The sequence below is a fragment of the Flavobacterium sp. GW821-FHT12A05 genome (assembly GCF_058807735.1).
Map to the genome: position 1 here is coordinate 40,398 of NZ_JBXAQY010000005.1, position 15,353 is coordinate 55,750.

Sequence of the window (15,353 nt, forward strand, 5' to 3'; positions counted from 1 at the left end):
AATAGATGTATCTTTGCATCCGCATTAGAGAAATACATGGTCCGTTCGTCTATCGGTTAGGACGCCAGGTTTTCATCCTGGTAAGGGGGGTTCGATTCCCCCACGGACTACTTTTTTTTATGCGATTTTAAGTTATTTAACTTGATGTAATGGTCCGTTCGTCTATCGGTTAGGACGCCAGGTTTTCATCCTGGTAAGGGGGGTTCGATTCCCCCACGGACTACAATTTCAATTTTATATAAATTGAAGAAAACTTAGAAGAAACGGTCTGTTCGTCTAGGGGTTAGGACTCCAGGCTTTCGTCCTGGTAACAGGGGTTCGATTCCCTTACAGACTACAAAATTAGTTGTAAATAAGTTTTGTAAAATAAGAATTGGTGTCTCGGTTTTTATTTTATTAGTTAAAACCAAAGTGATTGTTTTAGCAATTGTGGGAGGTTTTTCTTTTTTAACTAGTATTTATAATAATTATTACATCTAAAATTAAAAGAAAATGGCAAATCATAAGTCAGCATTAAAAAGAATCAGAAGCAACGAAAAAAGAAGAGTTCTTAACAGATATCAACATAAAACTACTCGTAATGCTATTAAAGCATTAAGAATAGCTACTGATAAAGCAGATGCTACTGCAAAATTATCAACTGTAATTTCTATGATTGATAAATTAGCTAAAAAGAACATCATTCATGATAATAAAGCTTCTAACTTGAAGTCTAAATTAACTAAGCATGTTGCTAAATTGTAATTAATTACAATTTCCTAAATATACAAAAAGTCCTCTTTTAGAGGACTTTTTTTGTTTACAGTATATTTGTTTTTTAATTTCTAAATATAAAAAAAATCCAAATTCCAACTTTTAAACTATAAGTATTGGAGTTTGGATTTTAAGTATTGAGAATTAAATGTTTAATTTTAATCTTTTAGTCCTATTTTCTTTTTAAGATATTCCAGCATTGCCTGAGTAATAGGTTTTGAAAGAAAATCGATTATTATAGGGTATCTTTTTGCTTTTGCGAGATCTTCAGGATCAATTGTAGAAGATAATACAATGACTTTTGCGGTATTAAATTCCATATAGGCCTCAGAAGTAAAGTGATCTAAAAATTCCCATCCACCCATAACAGGCATGTTTAAATCCAGGAAAATCAGCTCAGGTTTTTTGTTTACTTTGTTTTTGTTGTTTGTGTATTTTAAAGTATTAAAATGGTGTAATGCTTCTTCGCCATTTTGAGCAGTAATAATTTCATGCGAAAATGAGGATTTCGAAATTACCTTTTTGCATAGCATTAATGTGATTGGGTCATCATCAATGCATAAAATTTGCTCGAGCATGTCTTTAATTTTTAAATGTTATAGTAAATGTGGTGCCTTTATTAACTTCGCTGTCTATTGTAATGGTTCCTCCCATGGTTTCAACCTGAGATTTTACAAGGTACAATCCCAATCCTTTGCTGTCGGGATAATTATGAAATCTTTGGTAAAGGCCAAAAACTTTATCCCGATTTCTTTCCAGATCTATTCCAATTCCGTTGTCCTTAAAGGTTAGAATGGCATGATGATCTATTTGTTCGGCTGTAATAGATATTTTTAGCTTTCTGTTTTCTGATTTGTATTTTATTGAGTTCGTCAGTAGATTCAGTAAAATACTTTCTATATAAGCTTTGTTTGTGTTTAAAAGAGGAACACGATCAAATTTTAGTTTAATAATAGGTTTGTGTAATTCAATTTGAAAAGAAAGCTGACTAAAAACATTTTCAAAGACTTCTTTTAATGAAACCTCTTCCTTTTGCATAGAAGGGTTGTCTTTTATGATAATTACTTTTACCAGATCGTTTATGGTTTCATTTAATAAATGCGTTGATTTTGTAAAACCTGCCAAAATTTCTTCTAGTTCTTCGTTTTCCATTGGAATATCTTCAATGAGATTTAAAAGTCCGATTAGATTAGATAATGGCGCACGAAGATTGTGTGATGTAATATAGGAGAATTGTTTTAAGTCCTTATTGTTTTGCGTCAGTTCGCGAATAAGGTGTTCTTTTTCGGTTTCTAGTTTTTTCTCGTCTGTAATATCTCTTTGTATGGAAATCCAGTGAGTAATAACTCCTTCATTATTAAAAATAGGAATCATGGCAAAACGAACCCAGTATTCTTCTTTGGTTTTGGTGTAGGTTATGGTTTCGATAACGCATTCCTCTTCGTTTTTTATAGCTCTTAAAAGTTTTTTTAATTCTTCAGAATCAGATTTTGGACCTTTAAATATGTTTGTCGATTTTCCAATAATTTCATTAGATTGATAGCCTGACATTTGAGAAAAAGCCGGATTTACGTAAACAATTCGCGGAATTTTGCGATCCAAAGAATTAGCTTCGGTAATTAAAATAGAATCTTTAGATTGTGTAATTACAGTTTCTAACAGTTTTAATCGCTGTTCTTCTTCCTTTTGTTTGGTAATATCCTGAATTGCCCCAATCATTCTAATCGCTCTTCCGTTTTCATCTTTTAGTAAAAAACCTCGGTCTAAAACGTATTTATAGGTACCATCTGCACATCGAAAACGGTATTGATCCTGCCATTTTTCTGTCTTTTGTTCAATAAATGAGTATAATTTTATTGACATTCTTATACTGTCTTCCGGGTGAATTTTATCAAACCACCACTTTGAAGTTTTACCAACTTCCTGCTGATTATAACCAAAAACACTCTCTATTCCTTTGTTCCAATTTATGCTGTCTTTTTGAATTTTCCAGTCCCAAATAGTGTCACTTGTTGCTTTTGCAACGATGTCATATTTTTCATTTGATTCCTTAATTTCTTCATTTGTTTTTTTTAATTTTTTAAAAACAGAAATATTTTTCTTTTCATTTGTCGCTAATATATATCTGAAAATGAAACCTGTAGTAATGATGAAAAAAACATCTTTAAGAAAAAATAAATAAGAATATTTGGATTGAAAAAAGTAGTCAGTTAGTAGATTATGGCAGACTATGGCCATAATTAGCGATATGATAACGTAAACGAGAGTAATTTGGAGAGTTTTACTTTTCATTACTCAAATATAGTTAAATTAACTATAACTAAACAATAACTAAAGTTCATTTTAGGGGGTAATTTAATACTAGATTAACGAACTAATTACTTGTATATACGCAAACTATCGCAGAAACGTTTTTTTTATCAAAATAAAGTGTACTTTTGCACCCATTAAAAATCACAAATGGAATCTATTAGAAATATTGCAATTATTGCCCACGTCGATCACGGTAAAACCACTTTGGTTGATAAAATTATGTATCACTGTCAATTATTTCGTGACAACGAAAATACAGGTGATTTAATTCTTGATAATAACGATTTAGAGCGTGAGAGAGGTATTACTATTACTTCTAAAAACGTTTCTGTTCAGTACAAAGGAACAAAAATCAATATTATCGACACTCCAGGCCACGCGGATTTTGGAGGTGAAGTAGAACGTGTATTGAACATGGCCGATGGTGTATGTTTGCTAGTGGATGCTTTTGAGGGTCCTATGCCGCAAACTCGTTTTGTGTTACAAAAAGCTATTGACTTAGGTTTGAAACCTTGTGTAGTTATTAATAAAGTTGATAAAGAAAACTGTACTCCTGAAGAAGTTCACGAAAAAGTTTTTGATTTGATGTTTGAATTAGGTGCAACTGAAGAGCAGTTAGATTTCCCAACTGTTTACGGTTCTGCTAAAAACAACTGGATGTCTGACGATTGGAAAAACCAAACTGAAAACATTGAGCCTTTATTAGACATGGTTATTGCTAATGTGCCAGCTCCTAAAGTTTCTGAAGGAACTCCACAAATGTTAATCACATCTTTAGATTTCTCTGCATTTACAGGTCGTATCGCTATTGGTCGTCTTGAAAGAGGTATCTTGAAAGAAGGTATGCCAATATCTTTAGTAAAAAGAGATGGTACTGTAACAAAATCAAGAATTAAAGAATTACACACTTTTGAAGGTCTTGGCCGTAAAAAAGTGGCAGAAGTAATCGCAGGAGATATTTGTGCTGTAGTTGGTGTTGAAGGTTTTGAAATTGGAGATACTATTGCAGATAACGAAAATCCTGAAGGTTTAGCTTCTATTGCTATTGATGAGCCTACAATGAGTATGTTGTTTACAATCAATGACTCACCTTTCTTTGGTAAAGAAGGTAAATTTGTAACTTCTCGTCATATTAGAGAAAGATTGACAAAAGAATTAGAGAAAAACTTAGCTATGAAGTTAGGTGAAACTGATTCTGCAGATAAATTCATGGTTTTTGGCCGTGGTGTACTTCACTTATCTGTTCTTATTGAAACAATGAGAAGAGAAGGGTACGAATTACAAATTGGTCAGCCGCAAGTTATCATCAAAGAAATTGATGGTAAAAAATGTGAACCAATTGAGGAATTAACAATCGATTTACCAGAAAATCTTTCAGGTAGAGCAGTTGAGTTCGTAACAGTTCGTAAAGGTGAAATGTTAAGTATGGAGACTAAAGGTGAGCGTATGATCATTAAATTTAATATTCCTTCTCGTGGAATTATTGGTTTAAGAAATCAATTGCTTACTGCTACAGCTGGTGAAGCTATTATGTCTCACCGTTTTATTGGATATGAGCCTTACAAAGGAGAAATCTCTGGACGTAACAAAGGTTCGTTAATTTCTATGGAAAAAGGAAAAGCTATTCCTTATTCTATTGATAAATTACAAGATCGTGGTAAGTTTTTTGTTGAACCAAATGCTGAAATCTACGAAGGTCAGGTAATTGGAGAAAACTCTCGTGGAGATGATATGTGTGTAAACGTAACGAAAGAGAAAAAACAATCTAACGTTCGTTCTTCTGGAAATGATGAAAAAGCAAGAATCATTCCTCCAATTATTTTCTCATTAGAGGAAGCTTTAGAGTACATTCAAAAAGATGAATATGTAGAGGTAACTCCAAAATCTATTCGTTTGAGAAAAATCTATTTGACAGAAACTGATAGAAAAAGATTTAAAGTTTAATTAGTTTTAAATTTCAATATAAAATCCCAAATTCCATTAGGAGTTTGGGATTTTTTTTATGCTTTAAATCAGGTTTAATTTTCAATATGAAAATTCCAAATTCCAATTAGAAATTTGTTTTTTATACCTTAAGATTTATTGGAATTTACTTATTTTGATTTTTTTGAACTCTTATCTTTTCAAACTAAAATGCCCTTTTACATTTCTGCCGTCAACAAAGATCAAAGTAAACCAATAATCGTCAGAAGGAAGCTGCTGGCCATTGTATAAACCGTTCCAGCCTACGCTGTTCTTACTCATTTCTTTTAAAAACTTTCCGTAACGATCAAAAATGTGTATCGTATAGTCCGGAAGTAAATTAGAATCTTCAATAACCCATAGGTCATTATAACCGTCTCCATTTGGGGTAAAGAATCTAGGATAATCTAACACGTAAACTAAAAATGAGTTTGATAATCCACATCCGTTTTTATCTCTTGCAATCGCATTATACGTTCCTGCAGCTACTCTGGTAAACAAAGGATCATCCTGAAAAGTTAATCCATCTAATGAAAACTCGTAGTTTCCAACCCCTGTATAATCGATTAAAACGGAATTATCGTTTCCGGAAAAATCTTTAACTTCTGCTTTTGTTATTGTGGCAGGTTCTGATAATATTACTTTAAATGTTTTCGTTTTTTCACAGCCATTCGCATCTTTTACTGTTACGGAATAATCGCCTGGAGTAGTAACGGTTAAAGTATTAGAAGTATTTGTTGGTGATGTATTCCATGAATAACTGCTAAAACCTGGATTTACCGTTAAGGTTACATCGCCGCCTTTGCATAAAAATTCAGATTCGTTTTCAAAATTTGGCGGATCAAAAGTATTTACGACCAAAGGAACTGGCACAACATCATAACAATCAGGACCATTTACAACTCTGGCATAAATAGTCTGATTATATGCGGTAGTATTTTTAAAAATATTAGGCAGCTGATTTGTTTCTGTTAAAGCATTATTAGCAGTTAAATAATAATTTGCAGATAATCCGCTTGGTAGTCCGGCAGTAATTTTTGGCGTAACTTCTGCATTCAGATCAAATTGGTAAAAACCATCCTGTACAGCGTCTCCGTCGCAGGTATTTATTGGAGTAGGATCAGCAATTGATGTAGCTGCTATTTGCAGTGTTACTTCGGCAGTTGTAAAACAACCATATTCATTTTCTAAACGGGCATAAACAATTTGATTGTTTGCTGTATTTATATAGTTATTTGGTGTTGCAATTTTATTTGTTTTAGCCTGAGCATTAGCTAATGTTGTATAATATCCTTCGTTTGTAATAGTCGAAACATTATTTTTTACAATATTATTTGCTTTGCTTAAATCAAAAATAGATATCCCATCTGCGTTATCATCACATTGCAGAAGAATCGTATTTGTTGATAGAATTTGCGGTGCATAATCAATTTTTATTTCTCCGGATAATACGCATGGTGGTGTTGTGCCTATAACGGTGGCTTCCACTCTGTAATTTCCTGCATTTACTACTTTATAAGTAGAACCTGTACCCAAAATAGTCGCAGGATCATCTTTTTTAAACCATTTAAAAGTATAAGAAACAGGATCAAGATGGGTGTCAAGATTGATTTCTTCTCCAAAGCAAGCAGGATTATTTGTGGCAGTTGTACGATCCTGACCTAAAAGAATTCTGGATGCAAAACTTCCTGCTTCAAGAAATATTGCCGATTCCAGATTTCTATTTCTATCATCAGCGATTACCAATTTTACGTGATATGTTTTTCCTGCAATTACAGTAGATTGGGCTGTCATAACTACAGTTTCACCAGCATAATTTACAGGACTTGTATTGGTATTTAAACCGTCAAAATAATTTACGTTTTGAGCTTCGCAGCCCGTATAAGTAATACCTCCGGGTCTTGCTCCTGGTTCAATTTTCGGGCGAATGTCGATAGAAGAAACAGGTGTGTTGGTATTAGGGATTACGGCTAAATTTGTATAAGGTCCGGAGCTTCCAGCTTCTTTGATTAAAAATGCAAATCCATCAGAATAATTACAAGGGTAATCGTACTGGTATTCATTGGAAGCAAAAATATAATTAAAGCTCAATGAATTTGCTGCAGCAATAAAATCAAATTCTAGCACCGTTGCGTTTACAGAATGACTGCCTAATGTCTGGTCAAGATCGCTGTCGCCAAGCCAGTTTGGGCTGTCATTGCTTACCAATTCGCTTACAAAAGGTCCAATAGCACTTTGAGCTGTTGAGGTAACCAGTACAATTCCTTCAGAAAAAGGAAAACTGCTGCCATTGCTGTTGAAGTAAGCAAAACTTTGTCTTCCGGGTCTAAAAGTATCTCCTGTGCCAGTAGAATTAGAGGCAGCAGCACATGAGCTATTAACTAAAATATCTTCAATGAGCTGCTGTGGTGTTTTTGTATCATCAATGCTTATAACTTGTGCATTCATCTTTAAAGATAAAACGCATAAAAATAGAATAATAAAAAAACTTCTTGTCTGCTTCATAGTATAGCAAATATACTACAAATCTCTATTTTTTAATAATTTGTAAGAAAAATATACAAACAAAAAGATCCAGACCAAAACAATGAAAATCGAAAAATAATGTACGCCGTAATCTTTATTGCTGTCAACTCCCATTTGGTTTCCTATGTTTCTTATGACAGATAATCTGGAAAAAGGTTCAATAATTAAATTAGACATGGCTTCTAATGGAAAGAATTGCATAATATAATCGCCGGTGCTGCTTTGAGGAAAAAGTCTAAAAGTTAGAATTCCTTTTATAATTCCTTCCAAAATACTCCAAACCAGTAAAAAACCTAATGCAAAAGCAGAGCGTTTTACTAAAATTCCTAGGAATAAACAGAAAGCAAAGAAACCAGTAAGTTTTACAAAAAAGGCCAGTAAGTAATCTAAATCCATGAAAATGACATCAAATTCATTGTAAGATGAAAAGCTTAGTCCAAGCAGTAAGCTCATTACAAATACAAAAATGGTAGAGCATAAAGCAAATAAAACAACAGTAAGAAATTTAGACAAAATGAATTCCTGTTTGCTTAGGCCGTCAATTAAATTTTGTTTTAATGTACCATAACTGTATTCGTTTGCCATCATAGAGACAATTACAATAGCAAGGAAAAATTTAAGCAGTGCGGCAATATAGGTATTGAAATGCCAGATAAACGGAAAATTAAAAATTCCCATTTCGGCTAAATGAAACTTAAAAACGCCCAGATCAAATTTAATCGAAGCAATTAAAGCAATAAAGGAAAGTAATACGAAATACGTTATAGTAAGAATACGACTGGCTTTGTTTTTCCAGATTTTTTGCAATTCTATAGAGATAAGTCTGTTCATGGCTTAGTTAGTTTTTGGATTGGTATTTTTGGTTAATTCTAAAAATTGAGCTTCCAAACTATTTTTACGTTTTACCAAATGACTTAAAATAATGTTTTTAGAGAATAAAAACTGATTCAGCTCTGAGGCTGATAACTCAGATTTTAAGTAAACCAAAATTTTTCCGTCTTCTTCTTTAATCTGACCCACAGCCGGATGCTCTTTTAGAACAGATTGAAGAGCTGTATTGTCATTCGAAGAAATTTCGAAGAAACCTTCATTTGCAGACATTCCATCAACAGAACCCGAATATAAAACTTCACCTTTGCGTAAAACGACTACATGCGAACATACTTTTTCGACTTCGTCTAATAAATGCGAAGCCAATAAAATTGTAGTTCCGTGCGAAGCAATTTCTTTAATAATATCTCGAATTTGGTGAATTCCCTGCGGATCTAAACCATTTGTTGGTTCATCCAGAATTAAAATTTCAGGATCGTTTAAAAGTGCCGATGCAATCGCCAGACGTTGTTTCATTCCCAAAGAAAAAGTACTGAACTTGCTGTCTTTTCTTTCCATTAATCCAACAAGATTTAGCTTTTCTTCAATCTTAGAATAATTAATGCTTTTGATTTTGCAAACTAGTTTAAGGTTTTCTTCGGCCGTCATGTACGGATAAAAATTAGGACGCTCAATTATAGCTCCCACTTTTTTTAAGGCTTCATGAGTTTTTACATTGCCATCAAACCATTTGTAATCGCCGGATGTTTTGTTTACAACACTCAAAACGATTCCTAAAGTGGTCGATTTTCCGCTTCCGTTAGGACCTAGAATTCCGTAAACATGACCTTTTTGTATGCTAAAAGATACATTTTTAAGAGCGTGAATTCGCCCGTATCTTTTACTGAGATTCTGGATAGTAAGTATGGTTTCCAAATTTGTTTCGGTTTTAGTTTTTAGTAAGACGAACCAATCAGCATATTGTTACGCCAAATTTATTTTTATCATCTTATTGATGTAAATTTGTAATAAAGATATTCAAAATGAGCGAACCTTTGATGGTGTTGAAGAAACCGTCTTATCCTTTAACACAACCACTTTTAAGTTATTTAGACAGATACGAGCGTATTTCGAAAGTATCTGTGTTTTATGATGATTTACTGCGATTTTCAGGTTCGATAAATGTGTACGATAAAAACGAAACCGATACTTTATGGATTCGGGTTTATTATGGTGAATTCGAAAGAAACGAAATCGATTTGAATCTCAAGAAAATCTATTCGCTTTTACATTCTGATGGAAATAGTGAGATTATTCAGTACCTGAATGTCGATGCTATTGATTATTGCACATTTGGAAACTCGAAACCTTTTAGAATTAAAGTTCGAAATATCCTAAATGATAATTATGTTCATTTTTATATTAAAAAAGCCGATGCTTCGAGAATCTACGGATTAGAATTAGAAGATATTCTTTCGCCGGATAAAATCAACTTTTTGGTTTACAATGATACTTTGATTGAGGAACATATCATCGGGATTCCGGGTGATGTTTTTATGGATACCTTGCTGGACAAATGTACCGAAACAGAAAAAGCACAAATTGCCAAAGAGTTTGTAAAGTTTAACGAACGCTGTATGATCAGACTTTTGGGCGATATGCGAGCTTATAATTATGTAATTGTCCCAATTCATGATTTTGATCAGGTTGTGTATAAAATCCGCCCTATTGATTTCGATCAGCAATGTTACGAGGGAAATTTCAAAGTATATCGTCCGCAGTTTTTTAAAGAAAATTATCCAATGATTAAGCTGATTAAAGAGAAATTGGAAGAACGTTCTATTATTCAGTACAAAGACGAAGAAAGAGCGATTTTGGCCAAACGTATTCATTCAGCCGAAACAAGAATAAAAAAGTTATTAAATATAATGTGCCACGATACCATTTCGACACAAGAACATTTGAACCAGTTGAAAATGGAATTGTACCGATATACCAACGACATGAAATTTAAAAACGCCAGATCGATGGGACATATTATGCATGCCGCTTTTGAATTTATTATTCGTAATTTTAAAAATACAAATTTAGTTTAAAGTTATTAGGCCGCTCCCGATAGCTGTCGGGATCACAGATTAAAATGATTTTTTACAATTCTTTAATCCTTATAATCTGTGAAATCTGTGGCTGAACAAAAAAAACAATCTTATGAAAAAGTCTTTTATAGTAGTCGTTTCTTTAGTTTTATTAGCCTGTCAGCAGCAATCTGGCAGTGATTTGAAAACGCTTTATTCGCTTCCTAAAAAATTAAAAGAAGTGTCGGGAATTACCTATTTCCCGGAAACCAATATAATTTATACTTTGGAAGACAGCGGTAATAAAAATGCGATTTATGCAATAAATGCCAAAGGAAAGCTGGAAAAAACGATTACGATTTCTAATGCCACAAATGTTGATTGGGAAGATATTACCAAAGATAAAGTTGGAAATATTTATATAGGTGATTTTGGAAATAACGATAACGAACGCAGAGATTTATGTATTTATAAATTGGCTAAAAATCAGTTAAATAATGATTTGGCTTCCGCCGAATATAAAATCTCATTCTCTTATCCGGAGCAAACCGAATTTCCTCCAAAGAAAAAAGAGATGTTTTTTGATGTGGAAGGTTTCTTTGAACACAACGGATATTTTTACCTTTTTACAAAAAACCGAAGCAAAGGTTTTGACGGAACGGCTTTTATCTACAAAATAAAAAATGCAAAAGGAACTCAAAAAGCAGTGAAAATTGGAGAGTTTAAAACCTGTAGTAATTACAATCACTGCGTTTTAACCAGCGCCACAATTAGTCCTGACGGAAAAAAGGTAGCTTTGCTTAGTCACGATAAAGTAGTTTTATTTACAGGTTTTAAAGGAGATTTATTTCATAAAGGAACTCAAACCGAAATCAATCTGGAGCATTTTTCTCAAAAAGAAGCCATGGTTTTTAAAGACAACAATACCCTTTTAATCGCCGACGAAAAAACAAACAAAATAGGAGGGAATGTTTATGAGTTTTCTCTAAGTCACTAAGGTTCTGAGGTTCTGAGATACTAAGGGACTAAGGTTCTAAGTTTAGAAATGCTAAGAAAAGATTAGCCACGAATTCACGAATTTTAATTAAAAATAATTCGTGAATTCGTGGATGTTTTAAAACCTTAGCGCCTTAGTACCTCAGAACCTTAGCACCTTTTAAAAGCTATAAGCTGCTCCAAAAATAACTCTTCCTACTTCGTCAGGAGATTTAAAATAAGAGATTCTGGCCGTTAGAACGTTAATAGCATTCAGCCAAAGTCCGCCGCCGTAATCCTGATGCCATTTTCTTGAATTTTCACCATCAAGCCAAATTCTTCCGTAGTCAAAACCTCCTAAAATTCCGTAAGTTAACGGTGCAATAGTTTTTTCAATTTTACCCAGACTTAAACGTAAATCAGAGCTTTGAGAGAAATACGAACTACCCAAAAAACGATCATTTCTATAACCGCGCAAATCTGTATCGCCGCCTAAAGCTGCACCTTGATAAAACTCGTAATTGTTATTTAAAATAGCTTTTCCTTTAACATAAGTTGCCAGAACCAGTTTTCCGTTGTGGTCAATTTTATGTGTAAATCCTAAGTAACTTTCAAGAGTTGGAAAATTTTGTTTTGTTTCGCTTAAGTTGGTTGTCCAGGTTGCAGCAACCATAAAAGCCATGCCTAAAGTTGGTTTTGCAGCAAAATCAGAATTTTTAAAAAGATATTTAACCTTTAATCCTCCAAAATTCTGCGTATCAAAAACATTTGGATTCACAATATCCGGCGTATTAATGTATCTGTTTTCTGTGTTTTCAACCGTCATTCTCTGAAAAATTGGCTGTACGCTAAATTCACTTCCGTATCTTCCAACGTGACGAATGGCGCCCGAAACATTAAACTTTCTAATTCGAACTCGGTTGTAATCCATTCCAAGATCATCGTCATGATTTTGGGTTTCATTTCCGTAACCAAAATAATTCATGGCAAAATTTGGAGTGGTATAAAGCGATTCAACATCAATAACCCATTTACCCAATAATCCAGGAAAGTGAGCAGCATAATTAAATTCTAAACCGCCAGTAGCAAAATAGTAAAATGCATTTAAAACGTGTCTTTGCGTATAAGGATTTTGTTTGAAGTTATTTACGGTATAATTTAAATTAACACCCACTTTTACACCATCATCAGGATTAAAACCAATATTTGGCAAGCCCGAAACTACATTGTATTTTGGTTTTTCATAATTATACAAATTCACATCGTAATCGTCTGTTAACTGTGTTTTTGTTTTAGAATCCAAGTTATAGGTGTTCTCTTTTGATTTAAAATCGTAAACAATAACTTTTCTTCCGTTTTCGATATTATAAGTATCATTATTCTGGCCGCCAATTAAACGAATTTTAATTCTCGATTTCTGATCGCCTTTTACTTCAAAAACATCATTATCGTCTAAACCATAAATCCATAAGTTTTTGGTTTTGGCATCGGTTACGGTTTTAGTATACTGCAATTCATCGCCTTCTTTTTTCATTCTGAAAACCTGAATTTCAATACTTTTTTTATGATTATGATTTAAAACAAACTTATCTTTTTTATCTGTTCCGGCAATCATAACGGTTTTGCTCAGGACATCAAAATACTCCGAAGCATATTTTTGAAGTTCTTTTTTTCTGCTTTTTAGTTTACGTTTAATGTCTTCAACCGTTTCATCCTGAGCCTCTTTTGGCATGTTTTTAAAAGCAGCGTCAATATCGCTGTCAGTTAAATTTTCCTGAATATATTTTGCCTCCGCAATCCAGTCTTTTTCTTCGGCAGTTTTTAAAAAGGCCAAATCCATAGGGTAAGGTTCTCTGCCCAGCCATTTTACATTGTCGATTTTGTTTTTAAAAGTACGCATGTGGCGAAGCGCCGGAATGTTCATTAAAAGCGAAAGCAGCGTACCGTCGTATTTCGCAAAAGCCTGATCTCTGTCTCGCGGAATAGGTTTGTAAATTACTTTTCCGTCTTTTTTATATTCGGCCCAGCGCCATTGATCGCTGTGTCTGTCCCAGTCGCCAATAAGCATATCAAACAAACGCGCTTTAATGTATTCTTTTTCGTCAACGCTGTATTTCTCATCTTTATGAAGATTGGTCATTAAATCGTCTGTACCAATGATGTTAGTTGGATTTCCAAAATTTTTACCGTCTAAATGATTATCAGCAGGTCTTTCTTCAATCATATACAACTGATCTCCAAAACCGGCATTAAATTCGCCTAAACCGTTTTGTTTCGGGATATAATATAAAATTGGGTTGGTGTGTAAAAGTCCAATTTTGTCTGACATACTGCCAATGGCAAATGGAGCATACGGGTGAGAAGTAGTATAGAAATCTAATAAGAAATTCTCGGCATAAGTATCTTCAAAATCATTTACAACATATTGATCTTTAAAAGCAACAGATTGTAAAAATACAGTAGCACTTTTTTTCATGCCGCGCATTACATATTCGCGTCCTTTTGGATCAGACATTCTTAAAGAAACAGATTGATGTCCGCCGCCTTCGCGAATAGGTTTTAAACCGCCTTTTAAAGTATCTACAGTTGCTACTTTAACTTCAATTGGCATACTGTAATATTTTCTGTAATGCTGTCCGAAAAGGAATTTATGAAACAAACTTTTATCTGTCATTTTTGTCGAATAGATAGAAGTTGTAATAGTAGAGGGAAATTTATTCGGGATATCAGCTGCCCAGTTAATTTCTTTAGCTTTTATAATTTCGCGTTCAAAAAGCAGTTTTTCTTTATTGTTTTCATTTCCAAAAAAAGAAACTTTTGCGTCGCCGCTTTTAAACAAGGTTAAAGTGGCGTAACCATTTCCGCCATAAGAGAAATCATTTGGGTTTACAGCTCTTGCTGCTTCAGATTTTGATCCGGCACCGCTTATAATCTGCTGGATATTTTCTTTGTTGATATATTGCAGGTTATGATCGTGTCCTGAAACTACGATAACATTTTTCTGCTTTTGTAAAAGCGTTTTAATTCGCTTAGCATAAATGGTATATTGCTTGTTTTGAATGTCCTGCGGACTCACTCCGGAAGTCTTTCGCAATAAATTAATAAAAGAACCAATTACCGGAAGCGGAATTTTGTTCTCTAATGGGAATAATTGTTTTTCCAGTGAAAATTGTCCGCCATGTGTTCCGTTGCTCAGCAAAGGATGATGAATTGCTAAAACAACCGTTTTTTCCTGATTTTTATTTAAAATATTTTCAAGCTCATCAAAGAAAGCTTCTCTGGTTTTAATATCGCAATTGTCATTAATCGTTGGATGATTGTCCCAGTCTTCAAGAAACCATTCACTGTCAATAGTTACTAACGTAGTAGTACTATCAATTTTTACATCTTCTATCGCACAGGATTTTCTTGGCAGAAATGCTTTTTTATCGTTTAGATGTTTCGTTACAAAATCGGCCTGAAGTTCTAAGCCTTTAATACCGCTGTACCAATCGTGATTTCCGGGAATAAAAACAGTTTTTCCTTTAAAACCTTTAGCCAGTTTTAATTGATTGGTCAGTTTTGTTTCGGCTAAAGCCTTGTCTGCAGCATTTTTATCGCTCGGAAAACCTTTCGGATAAATATTATCTCCCAAAAAGATTAAAGTTGATTTTTTGCTCGATTTTTTCAGCTTTTCATGCAATAATTCCAGCGTTTGCTGTGCCTGCTCTTCATCAGCATTTCCGGCATCTCCAACAAGATAAAAAGTATGGGCAATTTTTATGGTATCTGTTGCGTTTTCTGTTTCGTTGGCACTAACATTTCGTCCATACTGCGGTTTATGCGTAGAACAGGAATTTATTAGTACTATAGTGGTAATTGCTAATGAAAAGTTTTTAATCTTAGCAATAAAATGATTATCCAAAAACAATTTCATAATTTAGTGGTGTAAAAAATATT

At 33.5% G+C, this 15,353-nt stretch carries 10 protein-coding genes and 3 tRNA genes; 7 read left to right on the forward strand and 6 right to left on the reverse strand.

From position 1 onward, the window contains the following. The first annotated feature begins 38 nt into the window (after nucleotides 1-38). From AC1RRQ_RS12535 to rpsT, 4 genes are all read left to right on the forward strand, one after another. A tRNA-Glu gene (locus AC1RRQ_RS12535) sits at nucleotides 39-110 on the forward strand. 41 nt (nucleotides 111-151) lie between these two features. Further along, a tRNA-Glu gene (locus AC1RRQ_RS12540) sits at nucleotides 152-223 on the forward strand. Nucleotides 224-265: 42 nt separating this feature from the next. Beyond that, nucleotides 266-337: transfer RNA gene (locus AC1RRQ_RS12545), tRNA-Glu, on the forward strand. A gap of 155 nt (nucleotides 338-492) precedes the next feature. Further along, entirely contained in the window at nucleotides 493-744 is a 252-nt protein-coding gene (gene rpsT, locus AC1RRQ_RS12550) for a 30S ribosomal protein S20 (RefSeq protein WP_068844538.1), read from the forward strand. Nucleotides 745-911: 167 nt separating this feature from the next. Here the strand turns inward: rpsT and AC1RRQ_RS12555 are convergent, their stop codons facing one another. Together AC1RRQ_RS12555 and AC1RRQ_RS12560 are read right to left on the reverse strand one after the other, a co-directional pair. Next, nucleotides 912-1,331: a response regulator gene (locus tag AC1RRQ_RS12555; RefSeq protein ID WP_493023374.1), complete on the reverse strand. Its 420-nt coding sequence runs from the start codon at nucleotides 1,329-1,331 to the stop codon at nucleotides 912-914. Between the two features lie 4 nt (nucleotides 1,332-1,335). Beyond that, nucleotides 1,336-3,045 (reverse strand): PAS domain-containing sensor histidine kinase, encoded by a 1,710-nt coding sequence (locus AC1RRQ_RS12560; RefSeq protein ID WP_493023375.1) that lies wholly within the window; start codon nucleotides 3,043-3,045, stop codon nucleotides 1,336-1,338. A gap of 168 nt (nucleotides 3,046-3,213) precedes the next feature. Here AC1RRQ_RS12560 and typA point away from each other — a divergent pair, with 168 nt between their 5' ends. Continuing rightward, entirely contained in the window at nucleotides 3,214-5,010 is a 1,797-nt protein-coding gene (typA, locus tag AC1RRQ_RS12565; RefSeq protein ID WP_493023376.1) for a translational GTPase TypA, read from the forward strand. Nucleotides 5,011-5,181: 171 nt separating this feature from the next. On the opposite strand, the gene AC1RRQ_RS12570 is transcribed toward typA, so the two are convergent. From AC1RRQ_RS12570 to AC1RRQ_RS12580, 3 genes are all read right to left on the reverse strand, one after another. After that, nucleotides 5,182-7,476: an FIDD domain-containing protein gene (locus tag AC1RRQ_RS12570; protein ID WP_493023377.1), complete on the reverse strand. Its 2,295-nt coding sequence runs from the start codon at nucleotides 7,474-7,476 to the stop codon at nucleotides 5,182-5,184. A 72-nt stretch (nucleotides 7,477-7,548) separates the two neighbouring features. Continuing rightward, on the reverse strand, nucleotides 7,549-8,385 hold the full coding sequence (locus tag AC1RRQ_RS12575) for an ABC transporter permease (RefSeq protein ID WP_493023378.1): 837 nt from the start codon (nucleotides 8,383-8,385) through the stop codon (nucleotides 7,549-7,551). Nucleotides 8,386-8,388: 3 nt separating this feature from the next. Next, a complete protein-coding gene (locus tag AC1RRQ_RS12580; protein ID WP_493023379.1) occupies nucleotides 8,389-9,300 on the reverse strand; it encodes an ABC transporter ATP-binding protein in 912 nt (303 codons plus the stop codon). A gap of 107 nt (nucleotides 9,301-9,407) precedes the next feature. Here AC1RRQ_RS12580 and AC1RRQ_RS12585 point away from each other — a divergent pair, with 107 nt between their 5' ends. Together AC1RRQ_RS12585 and AC1RRQ_RS12590 are read left to right on the forward strand one after the other, a co-directional pair. After that, nucleotides 9,408-10,460 (forward strand): hypothetical protein, encoded by a 1,053-nt coding sequence (locus AC1RRQ_RS12585; RefSeq protein WP_493023380.1) that lies wholly within the window; start codon nucleotides 9,408-9,410, stop codon nucleotides 10,458-10,460. A gap of 112 nt (nucleotides 10,461-10,572) precedes the next feature. Then, nucleotides 10,573-11,436 carry a hypothetical protein gene (locus AC1RRQ_RS12590; protein WP_493023381.1) on the forward strand — a complete coding sequence of 288 codons (864 nt, stop codon included), beginning with the start codon at nucleotides 10,573-10,575 and terminating at the stop codon, nucleotides 11,434-11,436. A 159-nt stretch (nucleotides 11,437-11,595) separates the two neighbouring features. Here the strand turns inward: AC1RRQ_RS12590 and AC1RRQ_RS12595 are convergent, their stop codons facing one another. Beyond that, on the reverse strand, nucleotides 11,596-15,330 hold the full coding sequence (locus AC1RRQ_RS12595; protein ID WP_493023382.1) for a metallophosphoesterase: 3,735 nt from the start codon (nucleotides 15,328-15,330) through the stop codon (nucleotides 11,596-11,598). Between the last annotated feature and the right edge of the window lie 23 nt (nucleotides 15,331-15,353).